This window comes from Glutamicibacter sp. NPDC090743 (assembly GCF_044769125.1).
GTDB lineage: Bacteria > Actinomycetota > Actinomycetes > Actinomycetales > Micrococcaceae > Glutamicibacter.
Window position 1 is genome coordinate 16,064 of the sequence record NZ_JBIVXE010000010.1, and the last position, 23,256, is coordinate 39,319.

Annotated in this window: 26 protein-coding genes and 1 tRNA gene; 12 read left to right on the forward strand and 15 right to left on the reverse strand. The window is 62.5% G+C overall.

Features of this window, described 5'->3' with window-relative positions:
* Positions 1-8 precede the first annotated feature (8 nt).
* Positions 9-1,037 carry an aromatic acid exporter family protein gene (locus ACIQTS_RS17205; protein WP_286134711.1) on the reverse strand — a complete coding sequence of 343 codons (1,029 nt, stop codon included), beginning with the start codon at positions 1,035-1,037 and terminating at the stop codon, positions 9-11.
* Positions 1,038-1,363: 326 nt separating this feature from the next.
* Here ACIQTS_RS17205 and pstS point away from each other — a divergent pair, with 326 nt between their 5' ends.
* The 6 genes from pstS to ACIQTS_RS17235 all read left to right on the forward strand — a co-directional run bounded on the left by pstS (position 1,364) and on the right by ACIQTS_RS17235 (position 6,365).
* Positions 1,364-2,479: a phosphate ABC transporter substrate-binding protein PstS gene (pstS, locus tag ACIQTS_RS17210; RefSeq protein WP_402474076.1), complete on the forward strand. Its 1,116-nt coding sequence runs from the start codon at positions 1,364-1,366 to the stop codon at positions 2,477-2,479.
* A 119-nt stretch (positions 2,480-2,598) separates the two neighbouring features.
* Positions 2,599-3,534, forward strand: a complete 936-nt coding sequence (pstC, locus tag ACIQTS_RS17215) for a phosphate ABC transporter permease subunit PstC (RefSeq protein ID WP_105659002.1) — start codon at positions 2,599-2,601, stop codon at positions 3,532-3,534.
* Entirely contained in the window at positions 3,534-4,673 is a 1,140-nt protein-coding gene (gene pstA / locus ACIQTS_RS17220) for a phosphate ABC transporter permease PstA (protein ID WP_402474078.1), read from the forward strand. The genes pstC and pstA overlap by 1 nt, the downstream gene beginning before the upstream one ends.
* A gap of 47 nt (positions 4,674-4,720) precedes the next feature.
* Entirely contained in the window at positions 4,721-5,500 is a 780-nt protein-coding gene (pstB, locus tag ACIQTS_RS17225; protein ID WP_105659000.1) for a phosphate ABC transporter ATP-binding protein PstB, read from the forward strand.
* Between the two features lie 203 nt (positions 5,501-5,703).
* A complete protein-coding gene (locus tag ACIQTS_RS17230; protein WP_134778933.1) occupies positions 5,704-6,168 on the forward strand; it encodes a hypothetical protein in 465 nt (154 codons plus the stop codon).
* Positions 6,168-6,365 (forward strand): helix-turn-helix transcriptional regulator, encoded by a 198-nt coding sequence (locus ACIQTS_RS17235; protein WP_105658998.1) that lies wholly within the window; start codon positions 6,168-6,170, stop codon positions 6,363-6,365. The genes ACIQTS_RS17230 and ACIQTS_RS17235 overlap by 1 nt, the downstream gene beginning before the upstream one ends.
* Here ACIQTS_RS17235 and ACIQTS_RS17240 read toward each other — a convergent pair.
* From ACIQTS_RS17240 to ACIQTS_RS17255, 4 genes are all read right to left on the reverse strand, one after another.
* Entirely contained in the window at positions 6,362-7,390 is a 1,029-nt protein-coding gene (locus ACIQTS_RS17240) for an anion permease (protein WP_388025993.1), read from the reverse strand. The genes ACIQTS_RS17235 and ACIQTS_RS17240 overlap by 4 nt on opposite strands.
* A gap of 5 nt (positions 7,391-7,395) precedes the next feature.
* Positions 7,396-8,010, reverse strand: coding sequence for a hypothetical protein (locus ACIQTS_RS17245; RefSeq protein WP_286134404.1), 615 nt, complete (start codon positions 8,008-8,010; stop codon positions 7,396-7,398).
* Positions 8,011-8,247: 237 nt separating this feature from the next.
* On the reverse strand, positions 8,248-9,459 hold the full coding sequence (locus ACIQTS_RS17250) for an MFS transporter (protein WP_402474081.1): 1,212 nt from the start codon (positions 9,457-9,459) through the stop codon (positions 8,248-8,250).
* Positions 9,460-9,522: 63 nt separating this feature from the next.
* Positions 9,523-10,188 (reverse strand): hypothetical protein, encoded by a 666-nt coding sequence (locus tag ACIQTS_RS17255; protein WP_105658994.1) that lies wholly within the window; start codon positions 10,186-10,188, stop codon positions 9,523-9,525.
* 160 nt (positions 10,189-10,348) lie between these two features.
* Between ACIQTS_RS17255 and ACIQTS_RS17260 the strand changes: the two genes are divergently transcribed.
* Positions 10,349-10,421 (forward strand) — tRNA-Lys (locus tag ACIQTS_RS17260).
* A gap of 90 nt (positions 10,422-10,511) precedes the next feature.
* On the opposite strand, the gene ACIQTS_RS17265 is transcribed toward ACIQTS_RS17260, so the two are convergent.
* The 7 genes from ACIQTS_RS17265 to ACIQTS_RS17295 form a co-directional block, all read right to left on the reverse strand.
* Positions 10,512-11,102: a dienelactone hydrolase family protein gene (locus tag ACIQTS_RS17265; protein ID WP_400291550.1), complete on the reverse strand. Its 591-nt coding sequence runs from the start codon at positions 11,100-11,102 to the stop codon at positions 10,512-10,514.
* Between the two features lie 18 nt (positions 11,103-11,120).
* A complete protein-coding gene (locus ACIQTS_RS17270) occupies positions 11,121-11,372 on the reverse strand; it encodes a hypothetical protein (RefSeq protein WP_105658992.1) in 252 nt (83 codons plus the stop codon).
* 72 nt (positions 11,373-11,444) lie between these two features.
* Positions 11,445-13,052, reverse strand: coding sequence for an ABC-F family ATP-binding cassette domain-containing protein (locus ACIQTS_RS17275; RefSeq protein ID WP_402474083.1), 1,608 nt, complete (start codon positions 13,050-13,052; stop codon positions 11,445-11,447).
* A 212-nt stretch (positions 13,053-13,264) separates the two neighbouring features.
* Positions 13,265-14,047: a CPBP family intramembrane glutamic endopeptidase gene (locus tag ACIQTS_RS17280; RefSeq protein ID WP_402474124.1), complete on the reverse strand. Its 783-nt coding sequence runs from the start codon at positions 14,045-14,047 to the stop codon at positions 13,265-13,267.
* 162 nt (positions 14,048-14,209) lie between these two features.
* On the reverse strand, positions 14,210-14,911 hold the full coding sequence (locus ACIQTS_RS17285; protein ID WP_105658990.1) for a demethylmenaquinone methyltransferase: 702 nt from the start codon (positions 14,909-14,911) through the stop codon (positions 14,210-14,212).
* Positions 14,912-14,970: 59 nt separating this feature from the next.
* Entirely contained in the window at positions 14,971-15,942 is a 972-nt protein-coding gene (locus tag ACIQTS_RS17290) for an SRPBCC domain-containing protein (RefSeq protein ID WP_402474086.1), read from the reverse strand.
* An 11-nt stretch (positions 15,943-15,953) separates the two neighbouring features.
* Positions 15,954-16,292 carry an ArsR/SmtB family transcription factor gene (locus ACIQTS_RS17295; protein WP_402474088.1) on the reverse strand — a complete coding sequence of 113 codons (339 nt, stop codon included), beginning with the start codon at positions 16,290-16,292 and terminating at the stop codon, positions 15,954-15,956.
* Positions 16,293-16,513: 221 nt separating this feature from the next.
* Here ACIQTS_RS17295 and ACIQTS_RS17300 point away from each other — a divergent pair, with 221 nt between their 5' ends.
* The 5 genes from ACIQTS_RS17300 (at position 16,514) to ACIQTS_RS17320 (ending at position 21,660) form a co-directional block, all read left to right on the forward strand.
* Positions 16,514-17,734, forward strand: a complete 1,221-nt coding sequence (locus ACIQTS_RS17300) for a GAF domain-containing protein (protein WP_400291555.1) — start codon at positions 16,514-16,516, stop codon at positions 17,732-17,734.
* Between the two features lie 165 nt (positions 17,735-17,899).
* Positions 17,900-19,423: an aldehyde dehydrogenase gene (adh, locus tag ACIQTS_RS17305; RefSeq protein WP_402474092.1), complete on the forward strand. Its 1,524-nt coding sequence runs from the start codon at positions 17,900-17,902 to the stop codon at positions 19,421-19,423.
* Between the two features lie 149 nt (positions 19,424-19,572).
* Complete coding sequence (gene adhP, locus ACIQTS_RS17310) at positions 19,573-20,604, forward strand: alcohol dehydrogenase AdhP (RefSeq protein WP_013347531.1); 1,032 nt, start codon at positions 19,573-19,575, stop codon at positions 20,602-20,604.
* A gap of 168 nt (positions 20,605-20,772) precedes the next feature.
* Positions 20,773-21,198 carry a DUF779 domain-containing protein gene (locus tag ACIQTS_RS17315; protein ID WP_013347532.1) on the forward strand — a complete coding sequence of 142 codons (426 nt, stop codon included), beginning with the start codon at positions 20,773-20,775 and terminating at the stop codon, positions 21,196-21,198.
* Positions 21,199-21,207: 9 nt separating this feature from the next.
* Complete coding sequence (locus ACIQTS_RS17320; protein WP_105658982.1) at positions 21,208-21,660, forward strand: pyrimidine dimer DNA glycosylase/endonuclease V; 453 nt, start codon at positions 21,208-21,210, stop codon at positions 21,658-21,660.
* 20 nt (positions 21,661-21,680) lie between these two features.
* On the opposite strand, the gene ACIQTS_RS17325 is transcribed toward ACIQTS_RS17320, so the two are convergent.
* The 3 genes from ACIQTS_RS17325 to ACIQTS_RS17335 form a co-directional block, all read right to left on the reverse strand.
* Positions 21,681-22,664, reverse strand: coding sequence for a diaminopimelate dehydrogenase (locus ACIQTS_RS17325; RefSeq protein ID WP_400291557.1), 984 nt, complete (start codon positions 22,662-22,664; stop codon positions 21,681-21,683).
* Between the two features lie 114 nt (positions 22,665-22,778).
* Positions 22,779-22,937 carry a hypothetical protein gene (locus ACIQTS_RS17330; RefSeq protein WP_166650877.1) on the reverse strand — a complete coding sequence of 53 codons (159 nt, stop codon included), beginning with the start codon at positions 22,935-22,937 and terminating at the stop codon, positions 22,779-22,781.
* Positions 22,938-22,959: 22 nt separating this feature from the next.
* Positions 22,960-23,238, reverse strand: coding sequence for a metal-sensitive transcriptional regulator (locus tag ACIQTS_RS17335; RefSeq protein ID WP_105658980.1), 279 nt, complete (start codon positions 23,236-23,238; stop codon positions 22,960-22,962).
* Between the last annotated feature and the right edge of the window lie 18 nt (positions 23,239-23,256).

Here is a 23,256-nt window from a genome sequence, read left to right on the forward strand (position 1 = left end):
ATTTTCGTTCAGGACAGCTTGGGCAGCACTTCGATGGCTTCTTCGTGTTCGCGGCCTGCCGCTTCGAGCAGATCCACCACCATCGGGCGCAGCAGCAAGACCAGGCCTTCGCCCTGGAGCCCCTCAACTCCCAGGGCGCGCGGATCCAGCTGGGCGGCGACGCCTTCGAGCTGCAGCTGGGCGGCCTTCTCGTATTTGCGTTGGCCAGCCACTGTGGTTTCGCGCACCGAGTGCGCCAAGGTGTTGACCGCCTCGGATAGCTCGCGCATCAGGGGAGCCAAGGTTTGCGCGCCTTCCGGGGTCAGTGCGCTGTTGCTGAGCACGGAAGCAAGGCGCCGGGCGAAGACCCGCGAGTTGCGGGCGGCCCAGTCGTAGTGGTTGAAACGCTTGGATAGCCGGTTCAGTTCATGGCGGTGGCGCCGTCCGGTGGGGGAAATCGTTGCGATTTCCTTCGAAGCGCGGAAGGCGGCTGGCAGCATATCCAGGTACTTCTGGGTTCCGCGAGCCTTGATCAGTGCGTGGAAGGCTGCGCGCCGGTCATCGTCGCGGATGGCCCAGGCGCATTCCAAAAGCGCTTCGGAGAGCTCCTTGAACAGATCCGATAACGCGGACACCGGGCTGCGCCGCGGGTCGGTAGGCCAGAAAATAATCACCAGCAGGGCAAGCAGGGACCCGGTCAGGGCATCGATGGAACGGGCAAATGGCCCATCCGCGCTGATGGGCAACAGCACTACCAGCGCCGATTGCATGCCCAGCTGGGTGGAGAAGATGGCACCGGAATCCAAATAGCGGGCAATGACCAGACTCAGCGACATCACCAGTGCGGCCTGCCAGATCCCCTGCCCGAACCAGTGCATGAGGGTATCGCCCAGCGCCACCCCCAGGGTGCACCCCAGGGCGACTTCGGCGGTTTTGCGCACGGTGGTGGAGGCGCCGAAGCCCAGGGAAACCAGCGCGCTGGTGGCTGCGAAAATCGGCTGGGAATGTCCCCAGATGCTTTCGGCGATCCAAAACGCTCCGATTGCGCCAAGCGTCATGCGCAGGATTCTAGGCAGGGAGTTGCGCGAGCGTATCAGCCCAGCGCGATTGCGCTGCGCTATGAATCCGAATAGATGCGCTGGCATGCGCTTCACTTTCCGCCCAGTTGCCATGGCTTCAGTCTTCCACGTGTTCGGCGGCAGGTGGCAGAAGCTGCCGGGATATTGCGCTGGTGAGCAGGATCACTTGGCTTCGGGTATGTTGTTAACCTTATGTTCACCTTTGCCGGGGGAGCTGGTTACTTTCGATCTTTAACGTCGTAGATGAAGCGGGAAGACGCCGCTGAAGGTTTTACATCGATCTACCAACATGGGGAGTAAATCTCGTGAAGCTCAATCGCTTTGGCAGCGCAGCTGCTGTTCTTTCCGTAGCGGCACTCGCGCTGACCGCTTGCGGCTCGGATAACCCAACCGCCGCAGCAGGTTCTGAAGGTGCCGAGGCGTCGGCAGCATCCGGTGTCACCGGAACCCTGACCGGCATCGGCGCATCCAGCCAGAACTCGGCCATGGAAGCATGGACCACCGGCTTCAAGACCGCCAACCCGGAAGCCAACGTGCAGTACTCGCCAGATGGCTCCGGCGCAGGCCGCGAAGCATTCCTGGCAGGTGGCGCGCAGTTCGCCGGCTCGGATGCATACCTGAAGGAAGACGAAGCCGAAAAGGCCAAGGAAGTTTGCGGCCCAGAAGGCGCATTCAACATCCCGGCCTACGTTTCGCCGATCGCGATCGCTTTCAACCTCGAAGGCGTTGAAGAGATCAACATGGACGCAGCCACCATCGCCAAGGTGTTCAAGAAGGAAATCACCAAGTGGAACGATGAGGCTATCGCCAAGCAGAACGAAGGCGTTGAACTCCCGGACACCGCAATCACCGTGGTGCACCGCAATGATGAGTCCGGTACCACCGAGAACTTCGTCGAGTACCTGAAGGCCGCAGCGGCTGACGTTTGGAGCTACGATGTTTCCGGCGACTGGCCAAGCGACATCCAGTCGGAGAATGCCAAGGGCACCTCTGGCGTGGTTTCGACCACCACCTCCACCAACGGCGCAATCACCTACGCCGACTTCTCCGCAGTGGGCGGCCTGTCCACCGTGAACGTGAAGGTCGGCGAGGAATACACCAAGATTTCTGCTGAAGCAGCTGCCAAGGCCCTGGAGACCGCAACCCCAGTTGAAGGCGCAGCCGAGAACGACCTGGCTCTGGACCTGGAGCGCGACACCACCGAAGCGGGCACCTACCCAATCGTCCTGGTTTCGTACCACATCTTCTGCAGCAGCTACAAGGACCAGGCAACAGCCGATCTGGTCAAGACCTTCGGCAACTACGTCATCTCCGAAGACGGCCAGAAGACCGCGCAGGCTTCGGCAGGCAACGCCCCGATCTCGGCAGCCATTGCCGAGAAGGCAAAGAAGTCGATCGACGGCATCACCGTCGCCGAGTAGTACCCCGCCGGGCAACCGGCACCAGGTGCGGGTGGACGAACTCACCCACCCGCACCAGCAGTACCCCTCCACCCCCGCAGTGAAAACTGCACCACCCCCGTTTCGTAAAGGCTCTAGCCATGACTACCAATGCTTTGACAAGCAAGTCATCGACTTCCGGCCGCGCTGGTGACAAGATCTTCTCCGGTGCCGCCCTGGGCGCCGGTGTCCTGATCCTGATCACGCTCTTCGCGGTCGCGGTCTTCTTGCTGATTCAAGCCCTGCCGACGTTCTTCGCCGATCCGGCGGAGATTTCCGGCGGCGCAGGATTCTTCGCTTACATCTGGCCGATTGTTATCGGCACCGTGATCGCAGCGGCTATCGCGCTGCTGATCGCCACCCCGATCGGCATCGGCGTGGCGCTGTTCATCTCGCACTTCGCTCCACGCAAGGTCGCAGGCCCGCTGGGCTACCTGATCGACCTGCTCGCCGCGATCCCTTCGGTGATCTACGGGGCCTGGGGCTACATGGTGCTCGCTCCGGCTCTAGTGCCCGGCTACGAATGGCTGGCCAAGAACCTGGGCTTCATCCCGATTTTCGAGGGCCCGGCCAGCCAGACCGGCAAGACCATGCTCACCGCCGGCATCGTACTGGCCGTGATGGTATTGCCGATCATCACCTCGCTGAGCCGCGAAATCTTCTTGCAGACTCCGAAGCTGCATGAGGAAGCCGCTCTGGCGCTGGGCGCCACCCGCTGGGAAATGATCACCACTGCGGTGATCCCATTCGCCCGTCCGGGCATCATCTCAGCTGTCATGCTGGGTCTGGGCCGCGCCTTGGGCGAGACCATGGCAGTTGCCCTGGTGCTCTCCACCGGAAACTTGATCCCATCGTTGATCAAGACCGGCAACCAGACGATCGCCGCGGAAATCGCGTTGAACTTCCCAGAGGCCTTCGGTCTGCGCCTGGCAGAGCTGATCGCCGCCGGCCTGGTCCTGTTCCTGATCACTTTGGTCGTGAACATGATCGCCCGCGGAATCATCGCCCGCCACAAGGAATTCTCGGGAGCTAACTGATGAGCACCATGACGACTAATCAGAGCAATATGGCTGGCCGGCCGACTCCGCCGGTACGCAAGCGCAACTCGCTGGCCAAGGGCAAGCTGCCGAAGTGGGCCATCTGGGCGATCGCCGCAGGCGCCATCATTGTCGGCGCGGCAGCGTCCACGCTGACCGGCTTCAACGTTGCCTCCTTCGCCATCTACTCGGCGCTCATCTTCCTGGTGGCCGCTTCCGTGATCACCACCGCAGCTGAAGGCAAGCGCCGCGGCAAGAACGCGATGTGGACCTACCTGATCTACGCGGCGTTCATCGTCGCCGTAATCCCGCTGGTATCCGTGCTCTATACGGTGCTGGAAAAGGGCATGCCGGGCCTGAACAGCCACTTCCTGTTCAGCTCCATGAACGGCGTGACCGGCGCGGTGGACAATGAATCCGTCGCCAATGGCACCCCGGTAGTCGGCGGCGCGTACCACGCGGTGATGGGCACCTTGCTGATCACCCTGTGGGCCACCTTGATCTCCGTTCCAGTGGGCATGCTGACCGCTGTCTACCTGGTGGAATACGGGCAGGGCAAGGCGCTGTCCAAGGCGATCACCTTCTTCGTCGACGTGATGACCGGCATTCCTTCGATCGTTGCCGGCCTGTTCGCAGCGGCCTTCTTCGGCATGATCCTGGGTCCGAACGCCCGCATGGGCATCGTCGCGGCGGTCGCGTTGAGCGTGCTGATGATCCCAACGGTGGTCCGCTCCACCGAGGAAATGCTCAAGATCGTTCCCAACGAACTGCGTGAAGCTTCCTTCGCGCTGGGCGTGCGCCGCTGGCGCACCATCTTGAAGGTCGTCATCCCGACCGCGATCTCCGGCATCGCGTCGGGTGTCACCTTGGCCATCGCCCGCGTGATCGGCGAGACCGCGCCAATCCTGGTCACCGCAGGCATCGCAAGCCAGATCAACATGAACGTCTTCGCAAACTGGATGTCCACGCTGCCAACCTTCATCTACTACCAGATCCTGACTCCGACCAGCCCGACGAACATCGACCCGTCGGTGCAGCGCGCCTGGGCTGCTGCCCTGCTGCTGATCTTCATGGTGATGGCGTTGAACCTCCTCGCCCGCCTGGTCGCTTCGATCTTCGCCCCAAAGAAGGGCCGTTGAGCTAAGGCTCCGGTCCGGACAAACCCGAACTTTTCAAGGATTACATCATGGCAAAACGCATTGACGTCAACGACCTGAACGTCTACTACTCCAAGTTCCTCGCCGTTGAAGGCGTCTCGATCAACATCGAGCCGAAGTCCGTCACCGCTTTCATCGGCCCCTCGGGCTGCGGCAAGTCCACCTTCCTGCGCACCCTGAACCGCATGCACGAGGTCATCCCGGGCGGCCGCGTCGAGGGCCAGGTCCTGCTGGACGGCGATGACCTGTACGGCGCCGGCGTCGACCCGGTCACCGTGCGCAGCCAGATCGGCATGGTCTTCCAGCGTCCGAATCCGTTCCCGACCATGTCCATCAAGGACAACGTGCTCGCCGGAGTGAAGCTGAACGGCCAGCGGATTTCCAAGTCCGATGCCGATGCCCTGGTCGAGAAGTCGCTACGCGGCGCCAACTTGTGGAACGAAGTCAAGGATCGCCTGGACAAGCCGGGCTCGGGACTCTCCGGCGGCCAGCAGCAGCGCCTGTGCATCGCCCGCACCATTGCGGTCAAGCCGGACGTGATCCTGATGGATGAGCCTTGCTCGGCATTGGACCCGATCTCCACTCTGGCTATCGAGGACCTGATCAACGAGCTGAAGAACGACTACACCGTAGTGATCGTGACCCACAATATGCAGCAGGCTGCACGCGTGAGCGACAAGACCGCGTTCTTCAACATTGCGGGCACCGGCAAGCCGGGCAAGCTCATCGAGTACAACGACACTGCAGCCATCTTCTCCAACCCGGAGCAGAAGGCCACCGAGGATTACGTCTCCGGACGCTTCGGATAAAGATTTCGGATACCGCCGCTCCTTGAGCCGGCGGTAGACGGACCGGAAGGGGGGTCTTCCGGGGATCCTGGAGGGGATCACCGCCAGCGGCGCACCGATTACGGTGCGCCGCTGCACTTTAACTATCCATGTAAAGCACCCTTGACTGTAAAGCGCGCTTGGCAGTAAAGTGAGGTTTACATCAATAGGGATAGGGGACAACGATGGATTCAAAAGCAGTTGGCCAGAGCAAATGGGGCCGCTCGCGCTTCGGTGGCGGGTCGGCCGCCCTGATTGCCGTCAGCCTCAGCGCAGGGGCCGTGCTTTCAGCCGGTGCAGGTGTGCTCTTCGCCCGGCTGAACGCCCCGGAGCATTTCGTCTTGGCAGCGTTGCTGATGGCCGCTGGCTTGCTGCCGGTGCTTTCAACAGCTTGCTGGGCGTTGCTGCTGGATCGCGACACCCTGCGCGGTGCCACAAGGAACCCCGAGATATCGGTGGAGAGCCAGTGGTATGACCGAGCTGCCATCGGAGTGTTCCAGGATTTGCTGTTAGTTTGCGGCCTCGGTGGCGCAGTGTTTTCCTTCATTCAGATCCAAGCATCACTTGGCCTCGTTCTGGCTGGTGTCGTGCTGCTGGCGTTGCTTGACTTCGGAATCCGCTATTTCATCATTAAGCGGGCAGAAAGCTAGTGGAGAACAATCTCAGTGCATACCGCAGGGAACGCGGGTTCTCCCAGCAAGCATTGGCCGACCTGCTGGGCGTCTCGCGGCAGACCGTCATCTCGCTTGAAAAAGGCCGCTACGACCCGTCCCTGCCGCTGGCATTCAAGCTCTCAGCGGTCTTCGGCTGCAAAATCGAAGACCTCTTCATTCCGGGCGAAGACTAGGCGTTGCCCAGCAGCGGGTGCACCGCCAGCGTGAGAATCGCGCCGCAGGCAACGCAGGCAATCGGGGTCAGCACCCAGTGCAGCAGCACCTTGGTGACATTGCGCCACACCACCGATTCGAAAGACTGGTTATTGCCGGCACCGACGATGCCGCTGGTTACCGCCTGCGTGGTGGACAGCGGCAGGTGCAAGACAAGCGAGCCGAGGAACAGCATTGCCGCGGCTACGCCCTGGGCGATCATGCCGCGCAGCGGATCGAAGTTCACCAGCCGGCGGCCGAGCGTATAGGTGATGCGCCATCCGCCCAGGAGCACGCCAAGCCCCAGTGCCGAGGCCGCGGCCAGCTGGATAGCCCATGTCACGGGCCCCGGGTCCATTGCATGACCGGTGATCAGCACCAGTGCGATCATCGCGCCGGTGCGCTGGCCATCTTGCAGCCCCAGTCCCAGGGCCACGGCGCAGGCGGTGATGGCCTGGCCTGCGCGCGAGCCGTTGTTGACCGAACGCGAGGAGTTGTGGCGCATCAGCCAGGTCGCCGGAATCACCAGCGCATAGGACAACAGGTAGGCGATGACCGGGGTGATCAGCATGGGCAGCAGCACCGAGCCGAGCAGCAGACCCCAGGCCCCGGACATCGACAGGTCGCCCATGAAAGCCGAGGCGCCGCTGGCGCCCACCAAGCCGGAGAACAGCGCATGGGTGGAACTGACCGGCAGGCCGCGCCACCAGCAATACAGGCCCCACGCGCCGGCGGTCAGCAAGCCGCAGATCAGCAGCTTTAATCCGACGACGCCATCGGGGAGGTTGAAGTTCAGCTTGTCCACCAGCGCCACACTCAGCCCCGAGGTCGCCAAGGTGCCGAGGAAGGCGAATACCGCCGCCACAGAGACCGCAATGGCCGGGCGCAGCGCCCTGGTGCGGACGGAGGCCGCAACGGCCGTAGAGGCATCCCTGAAGCCGTTGAGCACGCCATAGCCCAGGGTCAGGACGATCGCGAATCCGGTGAGGACCGAAAGGATGGTCATTTCCCCTAGGACTCCTTCACCAGCACGCGACCCAGGTGGTCGGCGAACTGGCGCAGGGTGTTGGCGGTAAGCATCAGGTGGTCGGCCACGCGCTGGTGGCGGTGGATGGTCCCTGGCTTGGCGAACTTCGCGATCTCATTGACCCACACCAGGTGGGTTCGGGCCGCGCGCTTGGAGAACTGCAGCATCTGCAGCCAGTTGTCTTCCAGGTCATCGAGGTTATGCAGGCGCTGGACCGAATCGGAGGCCAGCTCGGCCAGCTGCGAAATGAGTTCAAGCTGCTCCGAGGAACGCTCGGAAAGCGGGGTGGAGCCAACGGTCATGATCAGTTCGCCGGTGCCGCGCAGCTGTTCCATGGTTTCGTGCAGCAAGCGCGAAAGCGTGTACATGTCTTCGCGGGGAAGCGGGCTGATATAGCTGGTTCGCAGGTGGGTGAGCACCGCGTGCACCAGATCGGAGGCCTCGGCTTCCGCGGAGGCCAGATCCCGCAGCTGGTCCGCACGGGTATCGGGTGAGCCGATCATCTCGGCGACATTGGCAACGGAGGTGCGAATGGTCGTCGTCAACCCGCACAGCAACTCGATGCCGCGCGAGGCGGAGGGAAAGATCTGGAACTTCACTTTACGGCGCACCATTCGATTCGACGGCTTTTGGTACCAACGCAGAACAGTTTACGACGTGGAAGTTAACACCGGGTATTTGAAGGTGCCGGACCGGGAACGCCTCTCGGCGGAAGGCCGCTCGAAGCGGCAGAATTTTGGAGCCCGGGGTTACCAGCGGCCCGGCACCGTTACCTAGTGTTCTCGCCCTACCGGTGTGCTGTCAACCGCAGGGCGGCGCTCGTGCGTTTTCTCACGCTAGCGGCGCACGCTCTTCTCCGCTCCGCTCAGGCAGAGCAGCGCGCAGCAGAACCAGATCGCTCCCGCCGGCCCCAAACCCGCGGCGACCGTACTCGAGATGATCGGCAAAGCTACTTGTCCGACCCGGTTTCCCATGAGCCGCACGGCCAATGCGGCACCGCGGTCCACCGCCGGCACCGAGGTGGAAATCATGGTCATGGTCATCGGCTGGCCCAGGCCCAGGAAGAAGCCGCCGACCAGCAACGCGGCCCCGGAGGCCCACAGCGAATCGATGAAGATCGGGGCCAGCGCGATGGTTATGCCCGAAATGTACAAACTGGTGACCAGCAGGTGGTTGCGTTCGAAGTGGGCCGAGAGCTTGGGGATGAACAGCCGGGAAACTACCGAAGCGAAACCTCGAATGGCCAAAAGCACACCAACATCTTCGGGTGTGACGCCATGTTTCTCCGCCACCAGCGGCAAGAAGGCCGTGAGGATGTCCAGCATGGCCAGCAAGGTCATCGAGGCGAACATGTGCGAAGCCATGCCCTTGATGCGCAAGACCGAGGGAATGGAGGCTTCGGACTTCGCCGGGCGGGTTTGCGGCGCCGTCTTGGAAATCCTCGGCTGCCAGCTCGGAAGCAAGAAGGGGACAGCTAGCAGTGAGCACCCGGCCGCAATCCACAGCGACAGGCTGATGCCGGCGATGCGCTCAGGGGAGACGGCATCGGTACCGGAGCCGAGCACCAATCCGCCAATCAGCGGCCCGATGAATTGCCCAGCCGCGTAGGCGGCCGTGAACCAGCCAAAGCCCTTGTCCAGATCGCTGTCGGGGAAGAACCGGGCGATGGAAGATTGCCCGCCAATGGTGAACATCAGATGCCCGAGCCCGAGCACGGCACTGGCCAGCGCCACGGTCAAGGCATTCGGGGAGAAATTGATGCCGATGCCGCCCGCGGCCAGCAAGGCCACGCCGGCAACCATCAGGAACCGGATCCTGCGGATCCGCGAACTGGCCCGGCCCAGCATCATTGCGGTGAATAGCGGGAGGATGGCATAGGCCGCGGTCACCACGCCGACGGTGAACTCGCCGGAACCAAAAGAGATGAGCTTATAGGTGGTCACCGGACGAATGAGGTTCAGCGCCGTTTGGGAAAGCAGCGCCGTTGCGATCAGGATCAGCAACCAGCGTACGAGCCCTGAAGAGTTGGTCCTCGATGCGGCGCCCACACCCACCTGCCTAAAATTGAGGGGCAACTTCCTCAACCCATCCTAAGGGCGCGGGATCATGTTTCAGTCCAATGCGTCCTGGCGCCAAAGCCGGGCGCAGGCTTCCAGATCCACGGCGGTGCCCATCAGGGCCTTGGCCTGCTGGGTCAGCTTGGTTCCCCGATCACTGCTGGAAAAATCCGCGGCATCGGCATGCTCGGTCATGCCCAACGCCAGTACCCGGCAATAGGCGGCGGTGCGTTCCAAGGCGTGGGCGAAGTCGCCGTCGAAGGCGCCGGAGAGAATCGACCCGGTCATCTTCTTCATCTCCTCGGCGGTCGGCGGCTCGGCCACTCCGGCGACGATGCGTTCGACCTGGGCGCGATGGGCTCCAGCCTGGAAGCGTGCAGAATGCACCTCGGGCTTGCTCATCGTTGCCGCGCGAACCGCATACAGGCGCCACAGGGCACCTGGCAGGGAGCGGGCCGGAGCCTCGCTCCACAGCTGCGCGAGCACCTCCAGCCCTTCTTCTTCGGCCACCGCAATCAGCCGGCGTGAAACTTCGGGGTCGTTGTTGGCAATGCCGCGCTGAACGAAAGCCTGGGCGGACAGATGGGCTGCCTCGGATACGCGCGCCGGATCAGCGCCTCCCTCGTAGGGCTCGAAATCTGCCGGGGCGAAGGGGCGTGGTTTGTGATGGCGGAATCCCGCATCCTGGGCAACTTTTGATCCTGCACGTGCACCTCTCATGCGCTCCAGAATACTCGCTGATCCTGAGTTCTGCGCCAACAAGTGATTTAGCTTGCAAACCCCAAGATCCAGCGGAAATTACGGGTTGCCGAATTGCGGAATACGCCGATTAATACTCATGCCGGTCCATCAGGTAGTATGGATTTTGGCCTTGTGCCGTGCGCCTTTAGCTCAGCTGGTAGAGCACTGGACTTTTAATCCATTGGTCGCGGGTTCGATCCCCGCAGGGCGCACAAAATGAAACCGGACCCGGCTTGCTAACGCAAGCCGGGTCCGGTTTTTCGATTTATTGTCCGGCATGGAACCAGCGGACTGCCCTCGTGCTAGACGTAGGGCTGAAGGAACTTGACCATGCGTTCCATCACCAACGCGCGAGCTTCTGGATCATGCGAGCGAAGCGAGCTGTCGGTGAACAGGTGCTGCTTGCCAGGGTAGGTGAAGAGCTGGGCGATATCGCCGCCCTCTGCTTCAACGAAGCGCTGAGCTGCCTCCAGGTCGCCTTCCTTCGCGAAGAACGGGTCCTGGTCCATGCCATGGATCTGCACCGGGACATTTTCCGGCCACGGCCCGAAGCTCCAGTCGGCGTCCAGATCCACGAAGGATTCGAGCAGGATCGCGGCGATGGCGCCGGGACGTTGCTGCGCGCACTGCTGGGCCAGGGCCGCGCCCCAGGAAGTGCCGATGTAGACCAGCTCTTCGGGCAGTTTGCCAAATAGCTTGTCCACGCGGTCCTGGATCTTGTCCGCGGTCAGCTTGCCTGCCATGCGCATCCCGGCATCGAAATCCTTGGGCAGCTTGCCGGCGTACAGATCCAGTGCGTGCACGGTGTGGCCAGCGGCGCGCAATTCTGCGGCCATCTCCTGCACCCCGGGGGTCAGGCCCTGGACGTGATGGAAAAGAACAATCGTAGCCATGGGTGCTCCTAGCGGTTTCTAGCGTTCGTCGACCAGGTTCTCGATGCGCTGCGGCAAGTGCTCAATGGCCATGTCCCAGCCGGGCATCTGGCTATTGATCTCCACGCTGTACCCTTCGACCAGCATGAATTCTGCGCAGGTAAGGATTTCCTGGCCGGAACCCGTTTCATAGATGAAGGCACGTTTGATGTCCTGCCAGAGCAGGGTTGCGGACTGGTCGATCACGAGGCCGCTTTTGACGACTTCGACGGTGCGCTGGGGGTAGGACATACTCAACTTGCTTTCGGGGTCCTTGGCGGTGTGCTTTGAACAAGTCTAAACCGGCAGCGCACCGCCATGGGGTTAGCAAACTGGATTCGGGTAGGACTTCGTTAAGGTTCCCTGAGGGCCGACTTCCAGCAAATAGTCCAGATCCAGCTGCGACAGGAAATGCTGATCGTGGCTGACTACCAGCAACGCGCCCTTATAGGCGCCCAGTGCTTCGCTGAGCTGGCGCACGCTGTCCATATCCAGATTATTGGTGGGCTCATCGAGGATGAGCAGCTGCGCGGCTGGTTCTGCCAGCAGCAACGACGCCAGATGGACCCGGAAACGCTCGCCGCCGGAAAGCGCCGCCACTGGCCGGTCGGCGCTGGCCCCGCGCAGCAGCAACCGGGCAAGCATATTGCGCACGTCGTTCGCGGTTGCTGCTGGCGCCACCAGCGCCACGTTCTGGATCGCGCTTAGTTGGCCATCCAGGCCGTCCAGGCGCTGGGGCAGGTACCCGACCCGGTCCACGAAGAGCGTTCCGCCCGGTCCGGGGCCGGGAGCTTCGCCGGCGAGCATCTGCTGGAGCAGCCGGGTCTTCCCGGAACCATTGGGGCCGACAAGGCCCACGCGTTCGGCTCCCTGGATGATGAACTGGTGATCTTCTGCACCTAGCGCCGCGACCTGCTTGCCCGAGGGCAACCGGGGATCGGGCAGCTCGATGCTGATGTGCTCGGCCTGCCGAACCCGCCGATCGGCATCGTCGAGCCTGGCCTGGGCCGAATCGACCTTGCCATCCAGGTTTGAACGCATCTTCCCGGCGTTCGCCTCGGATTTCTGGCGAAGGTGGTTGGCCAGGATCTTCGGCATGCCTCCGGAAAGCTGGGTGGCCCGCCCCTTGCGCTTGGCCCGCGCCAACTTCGTTTCGGCCTCTGCCCGTTGGCGCTTTTCCACTTTCAGGGAGGCCTGGGCAGTTCTGGCTGCCTGCTCGGCCGCCTGCTGCTCGGTTTCAAGCTGCTCGCGGTATGAGCTGTAGGGCCCTCCGAAAACGCTGAGCTTCCCGTCGTAGAGCTCCACCGTATGCTCCATGAGCTCGAGCAGCTCGATATCGTGGCTCACCACAACCAGCGTGCCCTTCCAGGCACGTACAAGGTCGTAGAGCAATTCACGGGCAGGGCGATCGAGGTTATTCGTCGGCTCGTCGAGCAGCGTGATCGGCGAATCGGCCAGTCGCAGGCCCAGTACCGCCAGCAGCATGACCTCCCCACCCGATAAGGTGGTGATTTGGCGGCCCAGATCCAGCCCGTCGAAGCCCAGCGGCGCCAGTTCAGCTCGAACCCGGGCTTCGGCATCCCAGTTCGCGCCCACCGCATCGAAATCCGCTGGGTCGACACTGCCGGACTCGATAGCTTCCAAAGCCGCCAGGACCTGATGCACCCCCAGCAGCTGGGCGACGGTCGTGTCCTGTTCCAGAGCCAGCGTTTGCGGCAGGTAGCTCAGCGGTGCGTTCGTTTCTGCCGTTCCGCTCGTTGGGCGCAGCTGCCCGGCGATCAGCTTCAGCAACGTCGATTTGCCGCTGCCGTTGGCGCCGATCAAGCCGGTGAGCCCGGAGGGGAACGTGCCGTCCAGATTGGCCAGGGCGCTTTCTCCCGAGGGCCAGGAAAAGCTGAGGTTGTTCAGGGAAATTGGTGGTGTCAAAGACATGCAGGTCCTCCCGCAAATGCGAAGGGGCTGCCGGCTTGGGGGATCGCAGAATTGGCTCAACCCCGCAGGGGAGCCGGAAAGGAAAAGGATACCGAAGCCGGTAGCCGAAATGAACAAGATGCACCGTTGGGAATCGATGCGGGGTCATCGGCTGGCTCAGTAGGTATCCATGCCAACGAGTGTAGCAGGGGGGAATTGGGGTGTTAACCCCCTCAGTACAAGAAGATCGGGAGCCATTCCCGGTTGTGCGCGTGGACCAGCGCGAGGAACAGGACGAAGTCGAAGATCAGGTGCACGCTAACTACATAGGACAAGGACTTGGTCAGCTTGAAGGTATACCCCTGCAGCAGGGCGAAGGGAAAGGTCAGCAACGGCCCCCAGGATTGGTAGCCGATCTCCCACAGGAAGGAGGAGAAGATCACCGCTTGCAGGAGGTTGGCCTGCCAGTCCGGGAAATGCTGGCGCAGCAATGCGAATGCCGTGCAGATGAAGAACAGCTCGTCCCAGATGCCCACCGAATTAACCCCGAGGAAGAGCCGCCAGAAGATGGCTGGGTCCGAGGCATCCGGCCAGTTCTGGTAGGCGCCGGTGCTGATCAGGTACACCGGGAGGATGAAGAAGCCCAGCGCCACCACCCCCAGCAAGTACAGCTTCGCTGCCAGCGGCCACTTGCGGCCGGTGTTCACCGGGAACTTGATGATCTGCTCGCGCAAGGCGAAGCGCGAGATCAGCCAGGGCAGCAGGACTGCCGCGGCCAGCGCGCCACCCATTAATGCCATATGCCCAAGGCTCAGGTCGGCATTCAATGGAACCAGGCTGATGACCACCAAACCGGTTGCGATGAGTCCCAGATGCCGCGCAAGCCTGCGGTCGATGAACCCCGCGCACAGCAGGCTCAGCGCCAGCAGGCCGTAGCCCGCCGGGTCGTTGCCGACGCCGAAAAGCAGCACTGCGGAACCCGAGAGCAGGGAAGCCGGCAGCAGCTTCCAGCTCATCGCGGGGCGGTGCGATTCGGTTGGTATCTGGCTCACGGACACAAGCATGCCAGCTGGGCCGGCAGAAAGACACAGCCCGCCGCCGCGGAACCGGTGCTTTAAAGCTTCTGGCCCGCATCCGTCATTTCGGCTGCGGGCCAGAAGGAAAATTCTGGAGAAGTGCTACTTCCAGGCGCGGTGCACCGCGACGATGCCACCGGTCAGGTTGCGGTATTCCACGTTCTTCCAGCCAACGTTGACGAACTTGGCACCCAGTTCGTCCTGGTCTGGCCAAGCTGCAATGGATTCAGCCAAGTAGGCGTAAGCGGTCGGGTTAGGGGAAACCAGATAGCCCAGCGCAGGAATGGCGCGCGGCAGGAACTGCTTGTAGGCCGTCTTGATCGGGGCGACGGTCGGAGTGGAGAACTCGGCGACGACGATCCGTCCGCCGGGCTTGGCCACGCGGCGCATTTCGGACAGGGCCTTCTCGGTATCCGCGATATTGCGCAGACCGTAGGAGATGGTCACTGCATCGAAGGTGTTGTCTTCGAACGGCAGGTCGGTTCCGTCTCCGTAGACGAAGTTCAGCTGCGGGTAGCGCTTGCGGCCCTCATCGAGCATGCCGTGGGACATGTCGCAGGCGGTGACGTCAGCGCCGGCTTCCGCGAGCGGGACCGAGGAGGTGCCGGTGCCTGCGGCGAGGTCGAGAATGCGCTCGCCGGGCTTTGGCGCGATCGCTTCGGTGGTGATCTTGCGCCAGTAGTTCACGATGCCGCCGGTCATCAAGGTATTGAGCAAGTCGTAGCGAGGAGCCAGCTTGTCAAACATTTCCTGAACCTGTTCGGCCTTCTTGTCCAGGCCTGCGCGCGCATTCTGAGAACTCATGGGTCTAAGTCTTCCATATTTGCGCGCGCCAAGGCGCCGGATGTGGGGCGAATCGCCCTTTAGAGAATCGATTCGAGCCGGGCGTAGCTGGCCTCCATCCCGTCGGTCATTCCGGTGGCGAGCACCATGTCGCGGGTTTGCGCATCTGGGTAGGTGATCAGGATCGTCAGCAGGGTGCCGCCCTGGTTGGATGTCAGCGTTAATTCATTCACCGTGGCCGGGTAATCGGTGCCGATCATTTGCTCCGTGGTCCGCTCGTAGGACTGGGGCAGCGTTTCAAGTACGGTTCCAGTGAAACCGAAACCGGAGCCGTCATCGGCAGATAGCGGTTCCCACCAGTACCGGTAGGTCTCGCCGGCCTCTTGCGCCGTCACGCATTCAGCCAACTGCCATCCGTCGGGGCCGAGCATCCAACGCTTCATGAGCTGCTGGTCATGGTGGGCCTGCCAGACTTGCGCCACTGACCCGCGAACCAAGCGGGTAATGCGCACCTGGGTGTCCGACAGGATCTGTGCGTCGGTGATGAAATCTTCGGCATAATTGCGCAGGTCGATGAGGACTTGCTCGATCTGGCTCATGGCCGAACGGGTGCCGTCGATCATGCCCATTGCTACGACCTGCTCCAGGTCCTCGGCGGAGTCGAAGGTGGAGGTGATGGTCAATTTCGTTCCCTCGGATGTCGGATCGAAGGTGAAGACTATGCGATTGGCCGGCAAGTCGGTATTGGGCGTGCCATCGGCGTGCGCAAAGCCGTCACTGACCTCGAAGAATTTGTGCTCGACGACTTCGTTCCAGATCCAGTATCCGTGGAATTCTTCGCCTTCGGGAGAAGTCATGTGGTAATTCGAACGGCCACCAGGGGCGGCATCGTGCCGGGTGAAAGTTGCCGGGTATTCCACCGGCCCCCAGAACTTTTCAAGTTGCCGGGCGTCCAGATAGGCATCCCACAGACGGGAAACTTTGACCGGGAATTCTGCATGGACAGTCAGTGAGAGGGCTTCGGAATCTTTGACAACGGATGTGACAGGCATGGGAATGCTCCTTAGGTAGCCTCGTCGGCGAGGAAATCATCGAGCCGGCTGATGCGTTGGCGCCAGATATCCTCGAGGGAAGTAAGGAGTTCTTGCGCATGCCGGATGGTATCCGGCTGCCCGCGAACGATGCGTTCGCGGCCACGTGCGATTTTCCTGACCAGGCCTGCGGCTTCCAGTGCGGCAACGTGCTTCTGCACTGCGGCAAAAGACATGTCGTAGCTTGACGCCAGATCCGTGATGCTGACCGCGGCGTGAAGCGTCCGCCGCACGATGTCCCTTCGTGTGGCATCTGCCAAGGCGCGGAAGACCTTGTTCACCTGTTCTTCGCTCAACTCATATACAACCATTTGATTGTATGTTACTCCCTTCGTTGCGGCTGGTAAAGGGGAATCCCGGAAATTGCCGAAGATAAATTTCTAGTCAACTTATCGCCTGATTTTTGACGTAATTCCGGATGATTCATCACCTAATCGGATTTGCGGGGCAAGGCGGGCTCTTCTCAAGGCCCGGCCCTTCGCCTAGGCTTGTGGGAACTGCGGAGAATAAGCCTTGCTAGCGAGGGGATTGCATGAGTGGGTTCGCCATTGATTGGCCTGGCGCATCGCGTCGCGCTCAGCATGCCCATGAGCTTTTGGGGTCCAGTGGCGCCGGTGTTACCGACCTCCCCTTGCGCAATGACGTGCGTGAATCCTGGAAGCGGTCACTGGAGAATTCTGCTGATCTCCGCGTTCCGTCGGTACTGAGCGATGACCACCTGCGTCTCGCCCGCGAGCGCAGCGAGCTCCAGCGAATCTGGCCCGTTTTCGAAAAGCTCCTGGTCCCCGCTGCCGCGGATGCCAATCTCTTGGTGGCTCTTGCGGATGCTGGCGGCACCTTGCTGTGGGTGGCGGGTGGAAATGGCGCAATGAGCCAAGCCGAGCACGTGGGCTTCATGGCAGGTGCCGACTGGGCGGAAAAGAGTGTTGGCACATCCGCGCCGGGCATGGCGCTGGCAACCGGGACCGGCTCGCAAGTGTCGGGGGCTGAGCACCTCTACGAGCAAGCCCACCGCTACAGCTGCTCGGCGGTACCGATTCGCGATCCGCGCACGGGGCAGGTGATTGGCGCAATAGACCTGACCGGTGGACCGGAAGCCATAGCCACGCACTCCCTGCCGCTGCTGCAGGCGGCGGTCATGGCTGCGGAAACGCAGCTGCTTTTGCCAGGTGCCGGAGTCGTCGCCGACCCCGACTACCTGGACTTGGGGCGCTCTGACGGGGCACATCTGGGATCCGCGCCGATTTCCCTCCGCCATGCAGAGATCCTGACCCTCCTGGCGCATTACCGGGAGGGCTTGAGCACTGCTCAGCTGGTGGAAGAGCTGTTCGAACGTCCTGATGCTGCGGCCGAAGGCACGGTCCGCGCCGAAATTGTCAGGCTGCGCAAGGTGCTCGCAGGCCCAGGCGGGCGTGCCTTGACTTCACGCCCATACCGCCTTCAGTGGGACCTGCATACGACCCTTGGCCGCCTATGGCATGCCCTGGAGCAGGGTGATCTCGATACGGCCCTGCCGCTGTACTCGCCGGGCCTGCTGGCCCGCTCCCAGGCGCCAGGGATCGTTGCGCTGCTGTATCGGACCGAAGCTGCGCTGCGTGAAATGGTGCTGGATCGAGGAACTGCGCATCAGCTGCTGAACCTGGGCCGCCAGCTTGCCGACCCGGGCCTGTTGCGTGCGGCCTTGCGGGAATTGCCCGCGCAATCCCCAGCGCGCTCACTTGTCGTCGCCGAAGTCCAGGCCATCGAGAACTAGGTTCCCGGGCATTGCCGATCCACCCGCTAGGCCCGGAGTTGCCGCTACGGGCATCATGCACGTCCGTTGCAACCTGCCTGCAACCTTTATGTGACTAGAGTCACAAGCATGGTTCCGCGATGATGCCGTCGCGGCCAGGACATCCGATTAAGGAGACGTGGAGCAATGGCGGTTTACGCAAACCCGAATACCGATGGAGCACTGGTCAATTTCAAGCCGCGCTACGAGAACTACATCGGCGGTGAATGGGTAGCCCCGGTCAAGGGCATGTACTTCGAGAACATCACCCCGGTCACCGGAAAGGTCTTCTGCGAGGTGGCCCGTTCCACCGCAGAGGACGTCGAAGTAGCACTGGACGCGGCGCATGCGGCGGCTGGCGCCTGGGGCAAGACCAGCCCGGCCGAACGCGCAGTCATCCTGAACAAGATCGCGGACCGCATCGAGGAAAACCTTGAAATGCTCTCCGTGGCCGAGACCTGGGATAACGGCAAGGCGATCCGCGAGTGCCTGAATGCCGACCTCCCGTTGGCAGTGGACCACTTCCGCTACTTCGCCGGCGCCATCCGCGCCCAGGAAGGCAGCCTCTCCCAGCTCGATGAGGACACCACCGCGTACCACTACCACGAGCCGCTGGGCATGGTCGGGCAGATCATCCCGTGGAATTTCCCGCTGCTCATGGCCGTGTGGAAGCTCGCCCCCGCTCTGGCTGCCGGCAACGCGATCGTGCTCAAGCCCGCCGAGCAGACCCCCGCCAGCATCCTGGTGCTCATGGAGCTGATCGGCGATCTGCTTCCAGCCGGCGTGCTGAACGTGGTCAACGGCTTCGGCGTGGAATGCGGCAAGCCGCTGGCATCCAACAAGCGCATCCGCAAGATCGCCTTCACCGGCGAAACCACTACCGGCCGGCTGATCATGCAGTACGCGTCGGAAAACCTGATCCCGGTCACCCTGGAACTGGGCGGCAAGTCCCCGAACATCTTCTTCGAGGACATCGCGGCCAAGGATGACGCCTTCTACGACAAGGCGCAGGAAGGATTCACGCTGTTCGCGCTGAACCAGGGCGAAGTCTGCACCTGCCCATCGCGTGCGCTGATCCAGGAAAGCATCTATGACCGCTTCATGGGCGATGTGGTGGCCCGCACCAAGGCCATCAAGCAGGGACACCCGCTGGATACCGACACCATGATGGGTGCCCAGGCATCCAACGACCAGCTGGAGAAGATCCTCTCCTACATGGACATCGGCAAGTCCGAGGGCGCCAAGGTGCTGCTCGGCGGGGGACGGGCGGATCTGGGCGGAGAGCTCTCCGGCGGCTACTACGTGCAGCCGACCATCTTCGAGGGCACCAACGACATGCGCATTTTCCAGGAGGAGATCTTCGGGCCGGTGGTAGCGGTGACCAAGTTCAAGGACTACGACGACGCGATCTCCATCGCCAACGACACCCTGTACGGGTTGGGTTCGGGGGTGTGGAGCCGCAATGGCAACGTGGCCTACCGTGCCGGCCGCGCCATCCAGGCCGGACGCGTGTGGGTCAACCAGTACCACGCCTACCCGGCGCACTCGGCCTTCGGCGGATACAAGTCCTCGGGTATCGGCCGCGAGAACCACCTGATGATGCTGGACCACTACCAGCAGACCAAGAACCTGCTGGTTTCCTACTCGGAAGACAAGCTGGGCTTCTTCTAGGAGCAGTAGCTGCCACGAGCAGCACGAGATGACAACAGACCTCGAAGGTGCGGGGCCAGCCGGGACAGCGTCCGGGGATCGATTGGCCTCATCCCCCGCACGCCAGCCGGCACCCCGCACCTTCGAATGTCATGCAAAGGACAAAGTACATGAGCAAGATGAAAGCTGCAATAGTCGAAGGCTTCGGCGAAGAGTTCCAGGTGAAGGACGCCGAGATCCCCGAGCCGGGCCCCGGCCAGGTGCTGGTGAAGCTGATCGCCTCGGGCGTCTGCCACACCGACCTGCACGCCGCCGAGGGCGATTGGCCGGTCAAGCCGAAGCTTCCGCTGATTCCCGGGCATGAAGGCGTGGGCATCGTGGAAAAGCTCGGCGAAGGAGTCACCGAGGTCGCGCTCGGGGACATGATCGGCAACGCGTGGCTGGCCAGCGCCTGCGGGCACTGCCAGTACTGCCGCACCGGCTGGGAGACGCTGTGCGAAGCCCAGTCCAATGGCGGATACTCCGTGGACGGTTCCTTCGGCCAGTACATGCTGGTGGATTCCCGCTATGCCGCGCACATCCCGGAGGGCTCGGATCCCCATGAAATCGCGCCGGTGCTGTGCGCGGGAGTGACTGTCTACAAGGGCCTGAAGATGACTGAGGTCAAGCCCGGCCAGTGGGTGGCTATTTCGGGTATCGGCGGACTGGGCCATATCGCGGTGCAGTACGCGGTGGCCATGGGCATGCGGGTGATCGCCATTGACGTGGCCGATGACAAGCTGGCGCTGGCCTCGAAGCATGGAGCGGAAATCACCGTCAATGCCTTCGCCCAGGACCCGGCCGAGATCATCCAGCAGAAGGTTGGCGGAACGCACGGCGTGCTGGTTACGGCGGTGCATCCAAAGGCGTTCGGGCAAGCGATCGGCATGACCCGGCGCGGCGGAACGATCGTGTTCAACGGGCTGCCCGCCGGTGATTTCCCCGCACCCATTTTCGACATCGTGCTCAAGGGCCTGACCATCCGCGGATCGATCGTGGGAACACGGCAGGACATGATCGAGGCGCTGGAATTCTATGCGGCAGGGAAGATCAAGCCGACCTTCCATACCCGCCCGCTGGAAGACATCAACGCCGTATTCGACGAAATGCGCCATGGCAAGATCGATGGGCGCGTTGTCATCGACTACGCCGGCAGGGCGTAGCCGGATCCGCAACGGTTGATGGCACGGTACCGGATGCGGCTTTTCGAAGCGGCATCCGGTACCGGTGTCCTGGCCGCCCTGGCCGAGCGATGGACGGTGCGGCCCAAAAAGAGGACACTGGCCACAACGAGATAAATCCGGACGTGGACAACGAGGCAGGAGCAGGACATGAGCACCGTAACCGAAACGCGCGCCGCAATCGAGGGCGAAGAGTTCTCGCGGGTGGCCTTCACCTCCGAAGCCCTGGACCTGCTGCGCAAGCTGTGGGGGATCCATGGCCCGCTGATGTTCCACCAGTCCGGAGGATGCTGCGACGGGTCCTCGCCGATGTGCTATCCGGCCGGCGAGTTCCGCACCGGGGGATCGGACATCCGGCTCGGCGTGCTTTCCCTGGACGGCGCTGATGGCACCGCCCTGGGCGACATTGATTTCTGGATGTCCAAGGAGCAATTCGAATACTGGAAGCACACCAAGCTCACCGTGGACGTGGTCAACGGGCGGGGATCCGGTTTCTCCGTCGAAGCCCCGGAGGGCAAGCGCTTCTTGATCCGCAGCGAGATCATCGAGTTCCCGGCTGGCCCGAACCCCGACTAGGCTTGGCCCATGCGACTGTGGTCCCTGCACCCCTCATTGCTCGACGCCAAAGGGCTGGTTGCCTGTTGGCGTGAAACACTGCTGGCCCAGAAGGTGCTCGCCGGCCAGACCAAGGGCTATACCGGGCACCCGCAGCTTCTCCGGTTCAAGGCGCAGCCCGCCCCGCTGGTGCATATGGGCGGCTATCTGCAGGGCTTGTGGGATGAAGCGGCTGTCCGGGGCTATCGCTTCGACGCCGCGAAAATCCTGCATCCGGCAGCCGCCGCGCAGCTGGAAAAGATCCCGGTCACCCAGGGGCAGGTGCACTTCGAGCGCGAGCACCTGCTGCGCAAGCTCTCCGTCCGGGATCCCGCGCGCATCGCCCGCTTGGAACCGGCAGGGCAGGTGGCCCTGCATCCGCTGTTCGTGCAGGTCCCGGGGCCAGTGGAGGCCTGGGAGAAGGATGCGCTCGCCAGCGGATGAGCTGCTGCCCCGGCAAAATCCTAGAGCAGCTCTGCGCGCAACTGTGCGGGGGACTTGGGCGAGAGCAGCCCCGGGGCCACATCGTAAACGGTCTGCGCACCGGTGATGCCGCGCTGGTTCATCCGGAAGGCGGCCCGGGCGTAAGCCACCAGCACGCTGGAAGTGAATTCCGGGTTGGAGCCAAGGGCCAGCGAATACTCGATGACCTGCTTCTGCTCGTCGCTGGTATTGCCCGAACGGATCACGAACCCGCCATGCGGCATATTCGAATGCTCGGCGGCCAAGCTCTGCTCGTCGATGAACTGCACCGTGGTGTCGTACTGGTCGAAGTAGTGCTCCATGGTCACGATGGCTTCGCGCACCGACTCCGGATCGGCACCGTCTTGGAGCACGACAAAGCATTCGCGCTGGTGCTTCTCGCGGGTGCTCAAGGAAGGGCGCTCGCCGGCCCGGACCCGGTCGATAGCCTCCTGGCTCGGGATGGTGTACTGCACGCCGGCGGCGACGCCCGGGACGCGGCGGATCGCATCCGAATGCCCCTGGCTCAGCCCGCGGCCCCAGAAGGTGTAGGTTTCGCCGTCGGGCAGCAAGGCCTCCCCGAAGACACGGTTGATCGAGAACATGCCCGGATCCCAGCCCACGGAGAGCAGCGCGGTCTTGCCAGCTGCCTTCGCCGGGCCGTCGATGGACGCGTAGTACTCGGGGATGCGGGCGTGGGTATCGAAGCTGTCCACGGTGTTGAACAGCGCCGCGAACTTCGGGCCCTGCTGCGGCAAGTCCGATTTCGAGCCGCCGCAAAGGATCAATACGTCGATCTGTGCGGCGTGCTTTTCCAGCTCATCGATGCCGAACCGCGGTGCTGGCTGAGCCAGTTGGAGGGCCTGCGGGTCACGGCGGGTGTAGACGCCCACCAGCTCCATATCCGGATTCTTGGCGATCGCGGCTTGGACGCCGCGTCCCAGATTCCCATAGCCAGCAATACCGATGCGGATCTTTGAAGTCATGCCTGCCGTTTCCTTGGGGGAGTGAAGTTTGCTCAGCCGCGGATGGGCTAAATACTTCGGATTATGCCAACGAATCCCGGGGCAGTGAAACCCTTGACCCTCTATGACCCCGGCTTAGCCGAACAGGCGCTTGAAGAAGCCCTTCTTCGGTTCGGCTTCGTGGCCCTGGCAACGGTCCTTATTGGGGACATTGCGCATAGTTGCTTCAACGTGCTGGCCGCAGCCAGCCCACGTGGTCTTCTGGCAGATCTTGCATTGAACCTGGCGGCACATAATTTTTTCCTTGGGGTAGTGGTTAGGACAGGGAGAGGAAGAGCTTTTCGAGTTCTTCGACGCTCAGGCCGTCTTCTTCCTCGGAAGCCTTCTCGGGATCGGCGATGCAGTACTGCATCGCGGTGGAGACAATGGCGAATCCGGCGCGGTCCAGCGCGGTGGAGACGGCGGCCAGCTGAGTGACTACCTCTTTGCACGAACCATCGGTTTCCACGGCGTTGATCACCGCATCAAGCTGGCCTCGGGCACGCTTAAGGCGGTTGAGGATCCGCTTGCGGGTCGCTTCGTCAGCAGTACGCATCAATTTCTCCTTGGTACG